The sequence below is a fragment of the Balneola sp. EhC07 genome, assembly GCF_001650905.1.
In the GTDB taxonomy this organism is placed as follows: domain Bacteria; phylum Bacteroidota; class Rhodothermia; order Balneolales; family Balneolaceae; genus Balneola.
The window spans coordinates 168,996-189,018 of sequence record NZ_LXYG01000017.1; the positions used below are offsets into that span (position 1 = coordinate 168,996).

Annotated in this window: 15 protein-coding genes; 8 read left to right on the forward strand and 7 right to left on the reverse strand. The window is 38.3% G+C overall.

Going from position 1 to position 20,023, the window contains the following annotated elements; translation table 11 throughout:
* Positions 1 to 77 precede the first annotated feature (77 nt).
* On the forward strand, positions 78 to 1,091 hold the full coding sequence (locus A8B79_RS09930; RefSeq protein ID WP_066221803.1) for a virulence RhuM family protein: 1,014 nt from the start codon (positions 78 to 80) through the stop codon (positions 1,089 to 1,091).
* Positions 1,092 to 1,095: 4 nt separating this feature from the next.
* On the opposite strand, the gene A8B79_RS16335 is transcribed toward A8B79_RS09930, so the two are convergent.
* Entirely contained in the window at positions 1,096 to 1,227 is a 132-nt protein-coding gene (locus A8B79_RS16335) for a hypothetical protein (RefSeq protein ID WP_268872939.1), read from the reverse strand.
* A gap of 142 nt (positions 1,228 to 1,369) precedes the next feature.
* Between A8B79_RS16335 and A8B79_RS09935 the strand changes: the two genes are divergently transcribed.
* The 3 genes from A8B79_RS09935 (at position 1,370) to A8B79_RS09945 (ending at position 6,539) form a co-directional block, all read left to right on the forward strand.
* Positions 1,370 to 2,422 carry a Fic family protein gene (locus A8B79_RS09935; protein WP_201118562.1) on the forward strand — a complete coding sequence of 351 codons (1,053 nt, stop codon included), beginning with the start codon at positions 1,370 to 1,372 and terminating at the stop codon, positions 2,420 to 2,422.
* A gap of 345 nt (positions 2,423 to 2,767) precedes the next feature.
* The gene (locus A8B79_RS09940; protein ID WP_066222864.1) at positions 2,768 to 3,163 is read left to right on the forward strand and encodes a (deoxy)nucleoside triphosphate pyrophosphohydrolase; all 396 of its coding nucleotides are present in this window, start codon (positions 2,768 to 2,770) and stop codon (positions 3,161 to 3,163) included.
* Positions 3,156 to 6,539, forward strand: a complete 3,384-nt coding sequence (locus A8B79_RS09945) for a DUF3427 domain-containing protein (RefSeq protein WP_066221808.1) — start codon at positions 3,156 to 3,158, stop codon at positions 6,537 to 6,539. The genes A8B79_RS09940 and A8B79_RS09945 overlap by 8 nt, the downstream gene beginning before the upstream one ends.
* 11 nt (positions 6,540 to 6,550) lie before the next feature.
* Here A8B79_RS09945 and A8B79_RS09950 read toward each other — a convergent pair whose 3' ends face one another.
* Both A8B79_RS09950 and A8B79_RS09955 read right to left on the reverse strand, forming a co-directional pair.
* Positions 6,551 to 7,540: an HNH endonuclease gene (locus A8B79_RS09950; protein WP_066221814.1), complete on the reverse strand. Its 990-nt coding sequence runs from the start codon at positions 7,538 to 7,540 to the stop codon at positions 6,551 to 6,553.
* 3 nt (positions 7,541 to 7,543) lie between these two features.
* Positions 7,544 to 8,572 (reverse strand): synaptic vesicle VAT-1 family membrane protein, encoded by a 1,029-nt coding sequence (locus A8B79_RS09955; RefSeq protein WP_066221817.1) that lies wholly within the window; start codon positions 8,570 to 8,572, stop codon positions 7,544 to 7,546.
* A gap of 1,345 nt (positions 8,573 to 9,917) precedes the next feature.
* Here A8B79_RS09955 and A8B79_RS09960 point away from each other — a divergent pair.
* The gene (locus A8B79_RS09960; RefSeq protein ID WP_066221821.1) at positions 9,918 to 10,358 is read left to right on the forward strand and encodes a hypothetical protein; all 441 of its coding nucleotides are present in this window, start codon (positions 9,918 to 9,920) and stop codon (positions 10,356 to 10,358) included.
* A gap of 891 nt (positions 10,359 to 11,249) precedes the next feature.
* Here A8B79_RS09960 and A8B79_RS09965 read toward each other — a convergent pair.
* Together A8B79_RS09965 and A8B79_RS09970 are read right to left on the reverse strand one after the other, a co-directional pair.
* The gene (locus tag A8B79_RS09965) at positions 11,250 to 11,549 is read right to left on the reverse strand and encodes a hypothetical protein (protein WP_066221824.1); all 300 of its coding nucleotides are present in this window, start codon (positions 11,547 to 11,549) and stop codon (positions 11,250 to 11,252) included.
* Positions 11,550 to 11,915 carry a DUF3127 domain-containing protein gene (locus A8B79_RS09970; protein WP_066221826.1) on the reverse strand — a complete coding sequence of 122 codons (366 nt, stop codon included), beginning with the start codon at positions 11,913 to 11,915 and terminating at the stop codon, positions 11,550 to 11,552. It abuts the gene before it with no gap.
* Between the two features lie 156 nt (positions 11,916 to 12,071).
* Here A8B79_RS09970 and A8B79_RS09975 point away from each other — a divergent pair, with 156 nt between their 5' ends.
* The 3 genes from A8B79_RS09975 to A8B79_RS16305 all read left to right on the forward strand — a co-directional run bounded on the left by A8B79_RS09975 (position 12,072) and on the right by A8B79_RS16305 (position 18,226).
* Positions 12,072 to 15,227 carry a ligand-binding sensor domain-containing protein gene (locus A8B79_RS09975; RefSeq protein ID WP_066221829.1) on the forward strand — a complete coding sequence of 1,052 codons (3,156 nt, stop codon included), beginning with the start codon at positions 12,072 to 12,074 and terminating at the stop codon, positions 15,225 to 15,227.
* Positions 15,228 to 15,294: 67 nt separating this feature from the next.
* Positions 15,295 to 15,984 (forward strand): response regulator, encoded by a 690-nt coding sequence (locus A8B79_RS09980; RefSeq protein ID WP_066221832.1) that lies wholly within the window; start codon positions 15,295 to 15,297, stop codon positions 15,982 to 15,984.
* Between the two features lie 115 nt (positions 15,985 to 16,099).
* Positions 16,100 to 18,226 (forward strand): T9SS type A sorting domain-containing protein, encoded by a 2,127-nt coding sequence (locus A8B79_RS16305; RefSeq protein ID WP_066221834.1) that lies wholly within the window; start codon positions 16,100 to 16,102, stop codon positions 18,224 to 18,226.
* 60 nt (positions 18,227 to 18,286) lie between these two features.
* On the opposite strand, the gene A8B79_RS09990 is transcribed toward A8B79_RS16305, so the two are convergent.
* Both A8B79_RS09990 and A8B79_RS09995 read right to left on the reverse strand, forming a co-directional pair.
* Positions 18,287 to 19,351: a VOC family protein gene (locus A8B79_RS09990; protein ID WP_066221837.1), complete on the reverse strand. Its 1,065-nt coding sequence runs from the start codon at positions 19,349 to 19,351 to the stop codon at positions 18,287 to 18,289.
* A gap of 27 nt (positions 19,352 to 19,378) precedes the next feature.
* Positions 19,379 to 19,978, reverse strand: coding sequence for a TlpA family protein disulfide reductase (locus A8B79_RS09995; RefSeq protein ID WP_066221839.1), 600 nt, complete (start codon positions 19,976 to 19,978; stop codon positions 19,379 to 19,381).
* Positions 19,979 to 20,023: the final 45 nt, after the last annotated feature.

Genomic DNA, 20,023 nt, shown 5'->3' on the forward strand with positions numbered 1-20,023 from the left:
CACGTACAAAAATAAGCACATGCAAAATCTATTGGAAGATCCTATCAGATTATTCTAAGATTAAAGGGAAAATTGAAATGGGGAAAGATGAGCAAATAAGCTTTTTACTATATACATCAAATCAGGGAGAAGTACGAGTTAACGTTGCTTTGGAGGAAGAAACCGTATGGCTTTCCCAAAAAGCAATGGCAAGCTTATTTGGGGTTTCCAAAAAAACGATTAGTGAACACCTGATCAATATTTACGACACCTTAGAGTTAGAAAAAACAACAACTGTCCGGAATTTCCGGACAGTTCAACAAGAAGGTGATAGAGAAGTAACTCGTAATATTGAATACTATAATTTAGATGCGATTATTTCAGTTGGGTACCGGGTAAATTCAGTTGAAGCTACACAATTCCGGAAGTGGGCTACAAAAACATTAAAAGAGTTTTTAATCAAAGGTTTTGCGATAGATGATGAACGTCTTAAACAAGGCAAGACATTGTTTGGCAAGGATTACTTTGATGAATTACTGGAGCGTGTTCGCGAGATTCGGGCGTCGGAACGTCGGTTTTATCAAAAGATCACCGATATTTATGCGGAAGCCAGTGTAGACTACGACCCAAGTGCCGAGATAACGCGAATTTTTTATAAAACAGTTCAAAACAAATTACACTGGGCTATTACCGGCCATACTGCAGCAGAGTTGATTACAGAAAGAGCAGATTCTAAAAAACCAAATATGGGTTTAAAAACATGGAAAAAAGCCCCTAAAGGAAAAGTGCTTAAAAGTGATGTTTCGGTCGCCAAAAACTATTTGAAAGAAGAAGAGCTTAGCGGGTTAAATCGAATAGTGTCTATGTATTTAGATTATGCAGAGAATCAGGCGGAACGACAAATTCCAATGACTATGCAAGACTGGATAAAGAAGTTAGATGCTTTCTTAGACTTTAATGATTATGAGATTCTTAAAAATGCAGGAAAAATTTCGGCTAAAGTGGCTAAGAAATTGGCGGAAGGAGAATATGAGAAATTCAGACCTATTCAGGATAAAAAATTCGAATCCGATTTTGATAGGTTGGTAGAAAAAACCAAGAAAAAAGATTAAGTACTTAATCTAAAACGATCAGCGTGGAAGAAATGGTGGTGATCACCGAAAACAGCGCGGAGTATTTGATCGCTCCGCAGGAGGAGTTGGTTTTGGTGGAGTGAGGTATCACATAGATAGTTAATTTGTGTCTCACTTATGCAACGAAAGATCTTTTGTGTTGCATATTTATTTGTTTTTGATACACAAACTGTTTAACGTCTTATAAGTGATACACAAACTTCTTTAGGAAATAAAGCGTGAAACCATTTATTCCACACGACTTACCCATTAAAAATATGGATTGGCAAAAATTCCAACGGATTTTAGGCCCTGCGAACAGAGCTATTGCCAGATATGATGGTTTATTACAATCCATTCCAAATCCTGCTGTTCTATTATCGCCATTAACTACACAAGAAGCGGTACTATCATCCAAAATTGAAGGCACACAAGCTACTTTAGAAGAAGTATTAAAGTTTGAAGCAGATCCAAACAGAGAAACAGAACATTATCAGGATATTCGGGAAATAATAAACTACAGAAAGGCAATGGCGTTTGCAGTAGCAGAGCTTGAAGAGCGCCCAATGAGCCTGAACTTATTGAAAAGAATGCATTCAATATTGTTGGATAATGTGCGTGGTGAAAACAAATCCAGAGGTGCATTCAGGAACATACAAAACTGGATAGGAAAGCCGGGTGCAGCCATAGAAGAAGCGCGATATGTGCCACCGTCACCATTAAAATTAATGGAAAACCTTGACGCGTATGAAAAATACCTGCATGCTGAAGATGATGATGCCTTAGTACAAGTGGCAATAATACATGCACAGTTTGAAATCATACATCCTTTTTTAGATGGAAACGGAAGAATTGGAAGAATTTTAGTGCCACTATACCTTCATTCTAAAAATATTCTTCACCAGCCAATGTTTTATATAAGTGCTTATCTGGAAAAGCACAGAGATGAATACTATGATCACTTAAAAGCTATTAGTGATGATGGTAACTGGGAAGAATGGATACAGTTCTTTTTAAAAGCCATTGATACACAAGCCAGGGCAAATACAGAAAAAGCACGAAGTATTCTTAACCTTTATGAACAAATGAAGCAAAAGGTTGTTGAAAGCACACATTCTCAGTATGCACTTCAGTCATTAGATGGTATTTTTACTGCACCTATTTTTTCATCTTCGGAATTCAAGAGATTTACAGGAATACCTAAAGCAAGCAGTGCACGGATTTTAAGCACTTTAAGAGATGAAGGAATCATCTCTATTTTAGAAGAAGCCAGCGGGCGTAAACCGGCAGTATATATATTCAGGGAGCTTATTGATATTGTAAATCAGTAGAACCCCGGATTGATTAACTTAAGCAATGCAAAAACGATCAGCGTGGAAGAAATGGTGGTGATTACCGAAAATGGTGCAGAGTATTTGATCGCCCCGCAGGAGGATTTGGTTTTGGTGGCTTGCTTTAACTTTTAAAAGCGATATTCTAATCAAAGTTACACATTAAAAAGGCTAGTACTTTAAAAAAAAAGAAGAAGTGGGTACATTGAATAGGAAAGATTACGTCAAATTTTTAGGTGATATTCTTCCAATAGACTATTAAATAAAGGAGTATGCATATAAAGATCTCTAAACCAAAGAAGGTTAATGCACAACTTTATTACATTGCAAAAAACAAAAGCTAAAATGAAAAAAATTGAAGTTGCTGCTGGAGTGATATTTTGTGAAGACAAAGTACTATGTGTTCAGAGGCCAAAAAATAAACTTCATTACATATCAGAGAAATTTGAATTTCCAGGAGGGAAAATCGAAGAGGGTGAGACAAGAGAAGAAGCACTAAAGCGCGAATTATTTGAGGAATTGAATATTTCTTCTAGGATTAGATCCCACTTTCTAACAGTTGAGCATAAATACCCAGACTTTGAATTAACGATGCACAGCTTTAAATGTGAAGTCGAGTCTCAAGAGTTAATTCTTAAAGAACACATAGATCAAAAATGGTTGAAAATTAACGATCTTACAGCACTTGATTGGGCAGCAGCGGATATTCCTATAGTAGATAAACTAGTTTCGAATGGATGATCTGACCCAAAGCTTCAAACATAGCTTACATACCGGTTTTATTGATAAAACAATTTTATCAGATTCGAATTATCAGCCTGAATTACTTATGAATCAAAAGAACCCACCCAAAAAGGTGCTTTCAACGATTCTTCATGAGCTTGAAAACTGTAATCAGTTTTTTATATCAGTTGCGTTTGTAACAACAAGTGGAGTTGCTGCAATAATCAACAAATTAAAGGAACTCGAACAGCGAGGAATAAAGGGTCAAATACTTGTTTCTCAATATTTGAATTTTACACAACCTGAAGCTCTTAAAAGACTTCTGAAGTTTAAAAATATAGACCTTAGAATAGCTACAAGTGGAAACACCCATACCAAAGGATACATTTTTAAGAGCAAAGACTATTATAATCTGATTATTGGTAGCAGTAATCTTACAGCACAGGCTTTATCTACGAATAAAGAATGGAATATTAAAGTTTCTGCACTAGACGAAAGTGGCATTGTCGAGAAAGTGCTTCGTGAGTTTCATTCTGATTTTAAAGAGGGAACTCCCGTAACAAGACAATATATTATGTCTTACGAGGAAATCTATCATAGTCAATTTCTTCTAAATCGAAAAAGTAAACTTGAAGATATAGTTGAGTCTCAACCTCTGGTCAGCCCTAATTCAATGCAAATAGAAGCATTAGAAAACCTACAAAAATTGAGAGATGAGGGGAAAAATAAAGCGCTAATCATATCAGCAACAGGAACAGGAAAAACTTATTTATCAGCATTTGATGCTAAAGCTTTTAAACCAAAAAAATTACTTTTTGTAGTTCATCGATTGACCATTGCGAAAGACTCACTAAACACATTTCAAAGTGTTTTTGGCAAGGATAAAACTATGGGTTTGTATTCGGGAAACAGGAAAGACTTGGATTGTGATTTTGTGTTCTCGACTATTCAAACCATTTCGAAAACTAACCATTTAGATAACTTCTCGAAAGACCATTTTGATTACATCATAATTGATGAAACTCATCGATCGGGCGCGGATTCATATTTGCGCTTAATCGAGCACTTTGAACCTAAGTTTCTTTTAGGAATGACTGCTACTCCAGAGCGGACAGATGGCAATGATATATTTCAAATTTTTGATTACAACATTGCTTATGAAATAAGATTAAGCAGAGCAATGGAGGAGGAAATGCTTAGTCCTTTTCACTACTATGGTGTTACCGATTTAACTATTGACAACATAGAAATTGATAAAAAAACGGACTTCAATTATTTAGTCTCAAGCGAACGTGTTAAACGGATTATTGAGCAGGCAAAGTTCTATGGTAGTGATAATGGGGTTACGAGGGGGTTAATCTTTTGCTCAAGAAAAAAAGAAGCAATAGAATTGTCCGCATTATTCAATTTGAATGGATTTAAAACAATTGCTTTAACAGGTGATAATTCTGAAGATGAAAGAGCCGATTCAATTGAAAGATTAGAGTCAGAAAATCTAACTGAAAAGCTCGATTACATTTTCACTGTGGATATTTTCAATGAAGGGATTGATATTCCAAAAATCAATCAGATCATTATGCTGAGGCCCACAGAATCAGCGATTATTTTTATTCAGCAATTAGGAAGAGGGTTAAGAAAAGTTGATGGCAAGAACTATTTAACTGTTATTGATTTTATTGGTAATTATGAAAACAACTACCTCATCCCCATCGCTTTGTATGGCGATACTTCATATAACAAAGATTCTTTGCGGAAATTAATCACTGAAGGCAGCAGGATGATTCCTGGCGCTTCTACCATCAATTTCGATAAAATTACCAAAGAGAGAATCTTTCAATCTATTGATTCTTCCAATTTGCAGTTGTTCGCCGATTTAAAAAAGGATTACAATCTTTTGAAATTTAGGTTGGGTAGATCTCCAATGATGATGGACTTTATTGAGCATGGTTCACGCGATCCTTTTTCGTTCGTGGACTACAGTAAATCTTATTACAATTTCTATTTAAAAGTTGAGAGATTAGAGAGCTTAGAATTATCTAAGCAACACGAAAAGCTATTAGAGCTTTTTTCTAAAGAGATAAACAATTCAAAACGAGTTGAAGAAAGTCTTATCCTTAAATCATTAATTGAATTAAATGAATTATCGGTAGATGATTTAAGAGATATGATCCTTCAGCAGTACGGCTATTCGATAACTGAAGAAACCATAGAATCTTGCATCTCTAATTTGAATTTTAAGTTTATTAGAAAAGAAGAAAAAATCCTTTATGAGGAGGGAGGGAAATTTCATTTTTATGAGGAATTCTTAGGCGTTTTGAAAAACAGAAAATTTAGGGAGTTTCTATTAGATTCAATTAGTTATTCTATCTATGCTTTTAATAAATCTTATAGGGAAGAAAACTATAAAAAAGGTCTAATTCTCTATAATAAATACAGCCGTAAGGATGTATGTAGATTGCTTAATTGGGAAAAAGATATTAGTAGCACGATATATGGTTACAGAACAAAGGATGGTGTCACTCCGTGTTTTGTTACTTATCATAAATCAGACTCAATAGATAACACTATTAATTATAACGATCATTTTATTGACCAATCTACATTTGCGTGGGAGTCAAGATCAAATAGGAAAATTGGGAGTAAAGAAATTAGGGAAGTGAGGAACTCCAGCCGCATTTTACTATTTGTAAAAAAGGAAGATGGGGAAGGAACAGATTTTTATTTTATGGGAGATGCTTCAATAGTTCCTAATTCAATTCAACAAAGTACTATGAAGGACTCTAATCTACCGGTTGTTCATTTTAAATTTAACCTTGAACAACCTGTTGTTGATAGTCTATATCAATATATAACGACCGACAAAATAAAAACATTTGACGAAGAGCCTCCCTCCGAAAACAAGGAAAGAAAAGCTACTGTTGACCCAATGTTAAAAGAAGAATTGAGTAACCCAATTCCGTTATATGATTTTTATGCAGCAGCAGGGTCGTTTAGTGAAATGCAATTAGAAAAAGATTTTTCCTTAATAGAAGGCCCAGAAAATATGAATTCTAATATCGATTATTTTGCGTGTAAAATAGTCGGTGAATCAATGAATAGAGTTATTCCAAATGGCTCAATCTGCTTATTTAAGGCATATACTGGAGGAAGCCGTAACGGGAAAATTGTTTTGGTAGAAAATATGGATATTCAAGACGAAGATTTTAATTCCTCTTTTACCATCAAGACCTATTCAAGTGAAAAAGTAGTTTCGGAGGAAGGCTGGAAACACTCTTCAATTGTCTTAAGACCTAATTCATTTGATGATTCTTATAAAGAAATCAAAATAAATGAAGAAAATTCAGCTGGTATGAGGGTTGTAGGGGAGTTTGTAAAAGTTTTAGCGGAGGTATAATCGCAAGTCAATTAATACCATTTTTCATGTACTTCTTTAAATCTTTTATTGTGAAGTAAAACAGCCTCAATCGCAGGATAATAATTCGGGTTATCAGGTAGTAAAATCTTTTTACCTTTTCTTTCTTCCAATCCTGAAATAATATTATCCGGAATATCCAGGTATTTTGAAATCTTTATCTTATAATATTCATCAATGGTTAACATGAAATTGTCAAACATCCAATGATGTGATTTACAAAGCGAAAGTCCGTTTCTGGGATCATCGTTTTTATAATCACTCCATGGAATAATATGTGCTGCATCAACAAGTGAATTACCATTAGGAGTTATTATTCTATCACCACAAATCGCACATTTATCATTAAAATTATTACGTATAACTCTTGAGAAACCTTTGCTTCGTACGGGTTTATGTACGGTGCTGAATTTTAATGGATTATCATTATGATCTAAATAAAAGGGATCGGCGACCATACCTAAGAGAGAGTTGGAGTATGAATAACTCTTAGTAATGAGTTCTTGAGTTTTAGTAAGTCGTATAGCAATTTCATCTGAAAAATAGTTCTCAAAAAGGAGAAACCGTAGCTTTTTATTTTCTGAAGGGTCAGACATTATTTGAAACATATTCTGATCTATTTCAAATGATTCAACTCTTTTTAAAAGCGCTCCAAGAGACGGTGAATAAGAGAATTCATTTTCGCCCTGCTTATATATAAGTTTCCAGAAAGGCTCACTTTTCATGTGATAAAGAGGAAGAGCGATTGAGGTTTCTCTTTTTTCATCAAAAAGGTTTTCCCAGTAATCGAAAAAAGTTTCTCCTATAGAATCACTGAATTGAAAATGGCTTGAAATAATCCAACCATTTTCAATTCCATCCATAATAGATAGCAACAGAAGAGGTTTATGAGGAGCGCCAGTCTTAGTTCTTTCATCCCAAATATTAGGATTGGTATCCCGATTTAGGCTTATTAAAGAATCTATGATCTGTGATGAATTCATAATTTATTTAACCAACAAAACAACCTTCCCGATATTCCTCCGCTCCTCGATGTAGCGGTGGGCTTCGCCGGCTTCTTCGAGGGTAAAGGTTTTGTCTACATGCGGACGGACCCAGCCGGTTTCTACGCCATCCAGAATGGCGTTCATCCATAAAGCGGCTTTATCGGATTCATGCCACAAATGACCGAGATTTACGCCATAAACGCCACGATTTTTATCGAGCAGAGAAAGCGGTTTAAAAGTGGGCATTTTCAGCACCGTTTTTATGAGTTCGAACTTGGCTCTTAATCCACCGGAGGAATTTATACTGGCTACAGATATTCCAAACATTCCCAATCTACCGGTAGCGCGTAGTGCTCGGTAGCTTTTTTTCCATTCGTCGCCACCTAACGGGTCGGTGATCAGTTCCACCCCGCGTTTATCGGTGAGTTTCATGAGTTCATCGTACCAATCCTTGTTTCTGTAATCGATGGGATGATCCAATCCGCGTTCTTTCAGGAAGTCGTGTTTACGCTCGCTGGCCGTTCCGTAGGTTCTGGCGCCAATATGTTTGGCAATATCCAATTGAGCTAAGCCAACTCCACCGCCGGCATTGTGAATGAGAACGGATTCTTCTTTTTGGAGTCCGCCCATGGCTACCAACAACGCCCAAGCGGTCAAATAGGTAACCGGAATGGAAGCCGCTTCTTCAAAAGACAACTTATCCGGTTTTTCATACACCTGTTTTTCTTTCAGCACTACTTGTTCCGCCTGTCCTTTAAATCGGCATAACCCGATCACTTCTTTGCCGACCCAGCTTTTATCAATTTCTAAGCCAACTTCTGTAACAATTCCTGCGACTTCATAGCCCATCACACACGGTGTTTTTGGTCCGTCGGGATATTGCCCTTTTCGGGCGAGTATATCTGCGAAGTTCAATCCGGATGCTTTTACCTGAATGAGGAGTTCGTCTTTTTTTGGAGTCAGGTCAGGCACTTCCTGAACCTGAAGGACATCATAACTTCCGGTTTTGGTATAAACGAGTTGGCGCATGGTTTTTTAAATTGGTTTAATGGAGTGTAGGTAGTTTTAGGGAGAGGGGAAAGTACAATCAAGGGTTATTTTTAATGGGGTTTAGTGGTGTCACTTTTGTCAGATCCTGATATTCATCAGGACAGGCGCCAGTGACCAAAAGGTAAATAAGATTCCAAAACTCCTCCCATCGGAATCATTCAAAAAGCTCTGATTGAGATCTATCCCGATGGTTCGTCAAACAAGGAATCTTAGGGTTTGGCTTAGTAGTTGTCATTCTGATAATTTTACAGAGGAACGTGTAAGGTTTGTCGCCACAAAAGCACAGAAACACGAAAGTAAATTAAAGGGGTAAACCACGGAAAGTGAACCACAGAGCGCACAGAGGTTTTTTGGGGTGAATGTATTTAGTCTCTGTGTTCTTTGTGGTTAGTTTTGGACCTCATCTGTCTTCTCCTACATCAGGAGAAGGACTCGTTGATATTGTTTTGAATATGATTCGGAATTTCCCCTCCTGTTGCAGGAGGGGTGAGCTGCTCAGGAAGAAGAGTGTAAGTAGGTTTCGGGGAGGTTGGTGAGGGGGAAAGTTCATTTAAAACCACAGAGGATTCTTTGGTGAACAGGGGTGGGGCAGAAAATAGATGCGAAGATTCTAAATCTCCCTTTGAAGGGAGACCGATCGAGCACTAGTGTGAGATCAGAGGGATGTTGTGCGGTTTCTGAGCGAGTAAACCCCACAACATCCTCCGTCCGCCATTCGGCGGACACCTCCTTCAAAGGAGGATTTTAAAACCCCGAACATAAGCTAGCTTGCTTGCGCGAAACTTCTGCATAAGCTAGCAAGGGCTTCAGCCCTGCGTTTTTGTGGGCGGGACATTTAATCGCATTAATAGGTAACCGGTCGGACTAAAGTACTCTCTGATGAACTTGATACTGAATGTTGATAGAATATCAGATCTAATCAGGTACACCAGCCAGGGATTCATCCCGCAGCGTTACGGGTATCTATTAAGAATAATTTTAAGTGTAAGATTGTTCGGTCTAAAGTCCTCACTGGTGAACTTAATACTGAATGTTGAATAGGTTTTAGATTTGCTCTGGTATATCAGCCAGTATCTTGATCCGCAGCGGGTTAGGAATTGGATGAGGTCTTTAAAAGGGTAAAAATGGTCGTTTTATACTAATATGTAATAAGTTGAGGGAGTCGCCCTCTTGATATAAAATGATGAGTATTAATGAAGCAAATTAGAAGTATTTGAAAGGCTTTAAGTATGAGCGTTTATTAAAATTAAATAAATCTCACTACTATATGTGTGTATAAAGGGCTAAACTGTATTTTTAAATAACAATTAAAGCAAAAGTTTAAATGGGACAACAACAAGTTTTGTTGATTCTGCTCGTGACAGTGATAGTGGGTATTGCAACAATACTGGCTATTAATACTATGTCCAATACATTACAACAAAACAACATAGACGTGGTTCGAGTCGAACTGTCCGTAATAGCAGCTCAAATGCAGGCATACTATCAGAAACCAAGTGCCCTTGGTGGAGGGAGTAAATCTTTTGAGGGAGTTACATTTAATACAATAGTATTCCAGGCAGACACTATAAATGCTTCCGGATCAATGGCTCAAAATGATAACGGAATTTATAGCATTGAATCAGCAACCAGTTCTGAAGTGGTAATTATAGCACAACCGGCATCTGGGCCAGCAATGACATTCGATAATATTACCAATTCAGAAATCACCCAACGCGCTACAGTTAGCCTTTCAGATGTAGTAATGCGTTATGAGATCGAGTAAAGAAAGTCGTATTTGATAGAGAGGTGAATGAAACTTGGTAGTCACCAAGGAATCACAAAAGCACGGAAAGGGTAAACCACAGAGGGCACAGAGGTTTTGGTAGTTCTCGGTGTTGAAAAGAAACCCATCCCTGTCCCTTCCCTTCGTTGAGGGAAGGGAACTTTGATATTGGTATCTAATCTATTTTAAGAGTCTCCCTCCCTAAAGTTAGTGAGGGAATAAGGGTGGGTCAGGAAAGGCTGGGAATTGTTTTAACCACAGAGGGCACGAAGGTTTTGAGATGAAGAAGCTTAATTTTCTCTGTGGTTATTTGTTTTGACCTCATCTGTCTTCTCCTACATCAGGAGAAGGACTCGTTGATATTGTTTTAAATATGATTCGAAATTCTCCTCCTTATGAAGGAGGGGTGAGCTGATCAGGAAGAAGAATGTGAGTAGGAGTCGGGGAGGTTGGTGAGGGGAAAGTTCATTTTAAACCACTGAGGGCACAAAGGGTTTTTAGGGAACAAGGGTGGGTCAGAGAATTGATGCGGATATTCTACATCTCCCTTCGAAGGGAGACCGATCGAACACTAGTGTGATATCAGAGGGATGTTGTGCGGTTTCTAAGTTATTAAACAGCACAACATCCTCCTTCAAAGGAGGATTTAAAAAACCTCGTACATAAGCTAGCCTGCTTGCGCGAAGCTTCAGCACAGGTAGGGAAGGGCTTCAGTCCTGCGTTTGTGTGGATCGGGATATTTAAGCTCATTAATAGGTAACCGGTCGGACTAAAGTCCTCTCTGATGAACTTGATACTGAATGTTGATGCAGTATCAGATCTAATCAGGTATACCAGCCGGGGATTTATCCCGCAGTGGTGTTAGAATTGCTCAGAAAAGCAGAACACCGATCAACAATCTGCTTTCTGAATTTTTCTTAAAAGGATCAGCACAGAGTCGGGGTAACTTTCGCTTAGTGCGATCGCGTGATCTGCCGCCGCTGACACTTTATAACCGGAGCTCTGACCTTGCATTACCAAGGAAGTATAAAGCTCACCCGAAATATGAGGCTCCACAAGAGTTTGAACATCAGACCAAGTGTATTCATTACATGAAAAATGTTCGGAAGGAGATTTGGTTCTTTTTCCCGAACAACCAATCAGCAGAAGAATTATAACGACTAAGAACCTTGAAAAAAATGAGGGGATCATTTAAAACGGAAGATCATCATCCATATCGTCGAAGTCTTTATCTATTGTAAATCCCTCAGCGCTTGGCGGTGGCGGCGCTTGTTCCTGTTGATTTCCTGATCCTTGTTCAACTTTCCAAGCTTTTACATCAGTATACCAATTGCCTTTGTATTCACGGCTCTGGATATCGATTGATACCGTAACTTCAGCATTTTGTTGAACAGCCTGCGCATCTATATTCTCTCCCCATTGAGTGATACATACTTTACGGGGATATTTACCGGGAATTTCCAGAATAAAATCTCGTTTTCTCCACGGACCGTTTTTGCCCTCTCCTGATTGTTCTTCTAAAATTTGTACGACTCGTCCTTTTAATTGCAGATCCATGGTGTTGATTTTTTAAGTTTTCATAAAGATATGGGTTTATATGGAATGATGTTATGAAGCAGAAAACTCTTTTTTATATGATTTGAGCCAAAAAATTAACAAGTAATAATTTTTCGGTAGGGCTTTTAAATACTATTATTGGAAAAATCGTACAAAATGTTTGTCAGGCTTTTTATAACAGGGATCATAATTACGTGTTTTTCTATTGAATTATGGGCGCAACCCACGTTCAAAAAGACTCGCTATGCCGGTGAACAGGGGCTTTCGCATAATACTGTTTTGGGCATCACCATGGATGAAAGAGGATTTCTTTGGATAGCTACTCTGGATGGTCTGAACAGGTTTGACGGACTGGAAATGAAAGTGTACAGACCTAATGAAGAAGATTCGTTATCCCTGAATGATGGGTTTATACACGGCATCCATCAGCATGAAGATGGAAAGCTTTGGGTGAGTACCCGCGATGGCGGCCTGAATATTTTCGATCCGGTTACAGAGACATTTAGTAGTTTAAGTGATTCAAAACAGGAGTTGGGCCAGACTAATTTTCCGGAACACGAAATTAGTCTTTTTTACAAGGATAGCAGGGAGAATTACTGGATCGCCTTTTTTGGGCATAGTACAGGCTTGATGGATCCGGAAACAAAGATCTACTATCCAGCCAATATTGTTGATGGAGAAACGGGAGAAAGAAGAACCTCTGTTAATGCTTTTCTGGAATTCGGGGATGGAAGTATGCTTTTTACTTCGCTGAATGGATTGTTTTATTTGCCAGCAGAAGAAACAGAAAAATTTCTAAGTAACCCTGAATCTGATCAGAGTATCTATGCAGTTCCGATCCGTTATTCTGATTCGAACCCATCTCCAAATACGGTAAATATGAAGGTTGATTCCCGGGGAAATCTCTGGGTAAATCTGGTTACATCGGGATTGGAAAAAATGTCCTCAGCTTATATTCCGGATTTTCTGAAAAAAAGCATGGAAACAGGTGTAGTGAGTAACTCATCCGGAAACTTGGTAGTGGAAAGAGACGGCTTTTTAATATCGGGTTATCTGAGCAACCAACTTCTTTTTGTCGATCTTGAAAACGGAGTGAAAAGTATTTCAAAGTTCGATCAGGGAATTAATTTACAAGGGGCTACGTACATTTATGAAGATCCGAATCAAGAGCTTTGGGTATATACATGGGGAAGTGGGTTTTATAAACTTGAACAAAAGACAGGTATAACTCTCGTTAATAACACGACACTTCCAGGCACATTTGAATCAAATTTTATGCTTGGTTTCGAAGAAGATGAGAATGGGTTTTGGATAGGAACAGGAGCAGAGGTTCAGTTCTATGACCTCAATAAAAAAGAATTTACGGCACTTAACGAACGATTATCAAACACTCAGATTCACGGGATATGGGATATTGTAAGAGAGGAGTCGGGTCTGTGGATCGTTACCGTGGAAAAGGGATTGGTGTTTATCGGAAATGAAGAATTAAAAAAGAGAAAAGGGTTAAAAGCCCATCGTTTTACAAGCCAAAACAGCATAATTAAAAGCAAGAATCTGCATACGGTTTTTAAAGACTCCCGGGGTTGGCTATGGCTGGGATATGAAGGTGAGGGTATCCAAATAGTTAAAAATCCGAAAGCGCTTATCACGGGATCAGTTTTAGATATCACAGAGCTGACAACAAACTCAGAAAGCGAACAGCCTGATATTTCATCGGAAAATATCCGTGAATTTTACGAAGATAGTTTTGGGAATATATGGGTGGCCACAAATGATCGTGGCTTTGACCGGATATCGATTCAGGAACAGGAAATTTTATCGGTAAGATCATTTCAAAATGAACCCGGGAATGTAAGATCTGTACCTCATAATGATGGAAGAAGCATTTTTCAGCAAACAGATTCTACCTATTGGTTTGCAACTTATGGCGGAGGTATCGCAAAATGGAATTCTTCAACTGATATTATCACCAGATACACCACAGACGACGGGCTTCCTAACAACAGTACGTATAGCGTGATCGGGGAAAATGAAACGCAATATATATGGACGAGTACAAATTCAGGCTTAGCCAGATTGGATACTAGAACGGGTAAATTTGATGTGCTGACAGAAGAAGACGGATTGCAGAATAACGAGTTTAACACCGGCGCCTATTTAAAGCTAACAGATGGCAGACTCGTTTTTGGGGGAATTAACGGATTCAACATCATCGATCCGGCGGAATTAAAAAAGAATGACAGGGTTCCACCGGTTTATATCACTCGGATCAATTTGTTTGACGAATCTTTTCAGACGGATACTTCAGCCACAGTGATCAATAATATTAAATTAGCTTATAACGAGAACTTTCTTTCTTTTGAATTTGCAGCGCTCGATTTTGAAAACCCAAAACAAAATCAGTTTGCTTATAAAATGGAAGGCGTGGATGAAGATTGGGTATTTTCAAAGAACCGGAATTTTGCAGGCTATCCAAATCTGGCCCCGAGTAAATATAAATTCAAAGTAAAGGCTGCCAATAATGATGGTTTATGGAACGAAGCCGGTACAAGCATTAACATCGAAATCACCCCACCCTGGTGGCAAACAGTTTGGTTTAGATCGGTTTCAGGACTTCTGTTGTTAGCAGGGATTGTTTTCGGAGTAAGATATTTTTCTCAAAAAAGACTCCGAGAGCAGATCAGAAAAATGGAGATAGAGAACAAGCTCAGAAATGAGAGAGAACGAATTTCCAGAGACCTTCATGATCACGTCGGGGCGCAATTGGCAAACATAATGTCCGGGCTGTCACTGGCTGATAAGTACAATCAGATCGACAATAAAGAGAAGTCTTCCTCTCTGATGAACTCGCTGCGGGGTGATGCAGAAGTAACCATCAAACAACTGAGAGACACCATTTGGGCGCTTAACCAAAATGAGCTTAACCTGTTGAATTTCAAAGATCATCTGCAAAGCTATTTTAATAATCAGACGGCTTTTAAAGAGTCTCTTATGTTTAACTATGAGATTTTGGGAAACAAGGAAACAAAGCTGTCTTCCACGCAGGCATTGAATCTATTCAGAATAATTCAGGAAGCTTCACAGAATACACTAAAGTATGCAAATGCTGAAACCATTAATATAAAATTGCATCAAAAAAACGGATCTTTATTCGTATTTATAAAAGATGACGGCTCTTTTAAAGGAGATCAAAAGACCTTTAACGGAGGGTATGGTTTCGGGAATATGGAAAAAAGAACGAAAGAATTGGGAGGTAATATCTCAGTGAATACAGAGAATGGAACTGAGATCAAGGTAAACATACCGATATAGATAAATACCAAATTCGGGGTATAGCTAATAACTTCGGGATGAATGATATTTCTTAAAAAGATTGATTATGGAAAGCAAAGAGCTGGGTAAAAAAATTAGGGTAGCTATTGTTGAAGATCATGACATCTTCAGAAAGAGGCTGACGGAGTTGTTGGGCTTCTATGATGAGCTGGAGTTGGTTTTTACAGCAGATTCGGGAGAGACGTGTATAAAACAAGTGTTTGAATCTGAGCCGGAGAAAATGCCGGATGTAATTTTAATGGATATTGAACTTCCGGGAATATCAGGTATAGAAACTACTTTTCAGCTTAAAGAGAAATTTGAAGAGATTGACATCATTATGTTCACAGTTTTCGAAGATGATGAGCGACTTTTTGAATCCATTCAGGTTGGAGCAACAGGATATTTGCTGAAAGATACTGCTATAGACGAAGTGGTATCGTCTTTGAAGGAAGTAAGGGAGGGAGGGTCGCCTATAACACCTTCGATAGCAAGAAAGCTGATCGGAATGGTTTCTAAACCAAAAAAAGAGAATTCTTCCAAATCTGAACCTGAAGTAGTTCCATTTGATCTGAGTCCGGCAGAAATTCGAATTTTGGAACAGGTTATCGATGGTAAATCAAACAAAGAAATAGCGGAAGAGGTATTTCTGAGCCCCTGGACTGTGAAAACGCACATCAAGAACATCTATAAAAAAATGCATGTTAATTCAAGGGCTGCCGCAGTAAGACTAGCTCTGAAAAGGGATATTGTATAAGCTGATTTCACGGAAAAATACTCCGTTTGGGTGATTTATTAACAACTGATTTATAGTGAAGTTTGACGGGCAGCGGTCTTTAGATGCTGTTCACTACTAATAAATCAGGATCAAGATGAAGAAATTAACGTTACTATTTCTAGGGGTACTTTACTTTTCCTCGCCTCTTTTTGCACAAACAAAAACGATTCAAGACTGGATCGCATCACAATATTTGAATACTTCACATCAGGCGTTTGTTTATCAGGTTTCGCCCCAAATGAAGCTTGCAGATGAACAGATCATAAATGCCGGAATACAAGAAAAGAAGGCTTTTTTGGCTAAATACAATCAGCTTAAAAGAAAAGGAGCTTTTGTAAATAATCCGGATACTACGTGGAGATTTGAAGAACACAAAGCACCGGGGGATTCTATGTATAGGCCTTCATCTTATGGTCAGCTTTGGTATGAAGGAGATGTTGCATCAGGAAATTATTTATATAGTAATGAATCGTTTAGGTGGCATCCGGATAGTTTAGATTTATTTCCGGATCGTCATAATTACAGCAGGGTTTATGAAGCAGGAAATGACACCAGTGAAACGGTATATTTTAATAACTGGAACCGAATACCTTACTACGGAATAAGAACGGCGTTTATAGAAGAGCCGTCAGGTGAAGCAGATTACGAGACCTTCTCGGATAGTTTTAATCCGCTTTTTGGGTGGGAAAAATATGCACATGATCTCAGATATCAGGACGAAAACGGTTCGGATACACTGAGAATCTCAGAAAGATATAATTCTGAAACGATGGAATATTATCCTGAATCAGAGCAAAGATATATTTCTAATGAAAACTACAGCCTAAGCTCATATAAATCGTATAATTTTGATGGCGCTATCGGGTATTGGAGCTATGATTATACTAAGTTTGGAGAGGATGGCAGATATATTTATCAGGTTTCAAAACAGTGGAATAGTACCGAAGAAAGGTTAGTTGGAAGAGACAGTCTTCATTTTAAATATGAGAATAATGTGATTGAAGGAGAGCAATATTACTGGGGAGACTCTCTATGGGTGGCCCAAGGTTTATACAAGACTTTTCAAAACCCAAATGATGAAACCGTTGTGGACAGCATTATAAATTACAGTGTTTATCCTGACAGTTTAGATGAAAACAATGGACCGGTAATTGATGAAGCAATCATTCGTACTGAATTTGTATATGATATCAATGGGAATCAAACAGAAGTTAGAACATATAGTCTTATTGAAGGAGTGTTAACCTTGACGAGCAGAACGGTTAGAACCTGGGAGTTAATAGGTGAATATTACGTAGTTGTCCGACAGGATACATATTCCAGAGACTTTACTACCGGTGAGCTTTATAAATCTGGATTTTTTGAGCGTTTTTATGATGAAGGAGGTTCAAATACCGGCGATCGAACTTTTAACCTGAATGCTGCCGGTGACACGACTTATGGCAGAGGAAATCAATCGCTCACTCTTGAAGATGGAACCAGAGTTTACTTAACTCTGCAATGGGATTTTAATTTAAATGAACTAGTTCCTCTGTATTACAGAGCGTATCCAAGATCAGTTTTTGGGGAAGGCGGGTACCTGAATCAAAGCACTTATTTTGATCTGATCACAAACAGCGGAACCAGGAGCATAAACGTAGGGGGAAATTATCCGGGTGTATTTAACGATGGACCCATACCAATTATGGCAGGTGATACATTGTCCTTTTTTGTAAGTGCGCTGAATATGGATTTTTCAAAACCGGATGTAGAAATTACAAATATGCCGGCAACTGCGACTTTTGATCCTGAAACCAGAAAATTCTGGTGGGTAGTAGATGAGGAAAACCCCGGACCGATGACATATACTGCAACCAATAAAAACGGAAGCTCGGAGGTCGTGGTTTACTTCGCAAATGTTGAAGCTGCAAATGATGACAGCAACCCGGTTTCAAACGAAGAAGATAATTTCAACCCGAAAGAATTCACGCTGAAGCAAAATTACCCTAACCCATTCAATCCAAGTACTAATATCAGTTTCAATTTACCTCAAGCTTCTGATGTGAGTTTGAAAGTGTATAATATGCTTGGGCAGGAAGTAGCAACTTTGGTAAGCGAAAGGCTTGGAGCAGGAACGCAAACGGTGAACTTCGATGCAAGTGATCTTTCTAGTGGAATGTACATCTACAGATTACAATCGGGCACTTTCAGCCAAACTAAAAAAATGATGCTGATCAAATAACAGTTTATAATTGAGGGATCAATGGCTAAAAAGGATCGGGTAGAAATATCTGATCCTTTTTTATTTCATACGATTGAACGTTAAGCCTGAAATAACCCAGTTTGGAAGGTTTTTTTCAGGATCGCGTTTAGTCATATCTATGAACCAGCCTAATTTTTTCATGATGGGGACTTTATGCGTTTCCACAAACTCAATAAGGGTTCCGTCCGGATCTTCAATGTAAGTAAAACGACCGGCAGCCTCTCCCATATCAAAACTTTCGGCGCTGTCTACAGTAAACGGGAATCCCTTGGCTACACATTCTCTTTTTAAAGCATCCATGCCTTGCACATCAAAACAAAGATGGATAAATCCAATATCTCCCCAATATCTGTCTTCAAATATTTTTTTAGGATTTCGGCGCCCATCTTCACTTTGGACAAGCTCGATCTCAGTTGGACCAAGCATTTGGCTGAAGCCACCTTTTCTGGGTTGGGAGTGTCTGAGCAATACCCTTCGAAATTTAGTCTGACCTGAAGGGAGTCCATTCATATCTTCGAAAATATCCGTTTCGTCATAAACAACTTCATCATAGCCAAGAATATCAGAATATAATGTTCTTGCTTTATCTATATCAGAAGAACCAATGATCGCTCCGGAAACACCACCGGTAAGTCGACGCTCCTTCGTTTTAAACCATCCCAATCCTTTCACAACGTTAAAGATGTTTCCGTTTAGATCTTCAACAAAAAAATTAAGATCTCCGGAAGGGTTTTCTTTTAAAGGTGTAAGAACTTTCAGTCCGGCAGCAGTAAATTGTTCGTACGATTTAGCAACATCGTATGACTTGATCTTGCAGCAGTTTATACCAAGATCCCCAATTTGTAATTCAGAATCAGCGGCAACAGGTTCGCGACTTGTGTATTGCCAGATCTCAAATCCACCACCACCACGCATATTTAAGGTAAGGATCGCGGTTCTGTCATGAGGCTCTCCGCCGGTGTAAGGTAACATAAGGTCCGCGGTTCCAGAATCTTCAAATACTTTGATGTCCATACCAAAATAATTCTTATACCACTCGGTGGCTTCATTTACATCAGAGTTTCCAATTCCTATTTGCTGAATTCCGGCAATTACTTTTTTCATAATGTTTTTAAAGGAGCTTTTATTTGATTAGAAACTACGAAGAAATTCTTTGAACCTCGAAGTGTTATAGTCGGCCATGCCTCTTCTTTCAGTAACAATTTTACCATCCGGTGAAATAACGTATGTAGTTGGGACCACGGTGGAATTATAGGTGCCTGGTTTTCTGCCATTCAGGAAGTAAACCGGAAAAGTATATTCTTTTCTTTCAAGGTAGTTTCGGGCTTTTTGATGATCTTCATCCAGTGATACCATCACAAACTGAATACTATCACTTTCTATGGATTCATAAAGGGCCTGAATATTGGGCATTTCAGCTATGCAAGGCGGGCACCAGGTGGCCCAAAAATTCAGAAAGATCGTTTTGCCTTCAAACTCTTCTAATGTTGAATCGTCTCCATCCAAAGAAAGGAGAGGAAGGTTATAATTTGCAGCCCGATACTGGTTTTCAGGAAGCTCTGTATCCGGAGTCATCAAGCCGGTCCATAGCAATACGCGTTGCAGATTTCCAATAACAGGAACGTGTAATCCGGAAAAGTACAATATACCGATAACGCCCAGTATGCAGCCCCATTCAATAAGCTCTCGCTTAAAAGATCGGCGCTTTTTTGATGAAGTTTTGTTTTGCATGGTGTATAAAATAAAAAAGCCCTGAACAAAAGATTGATCAGGGCT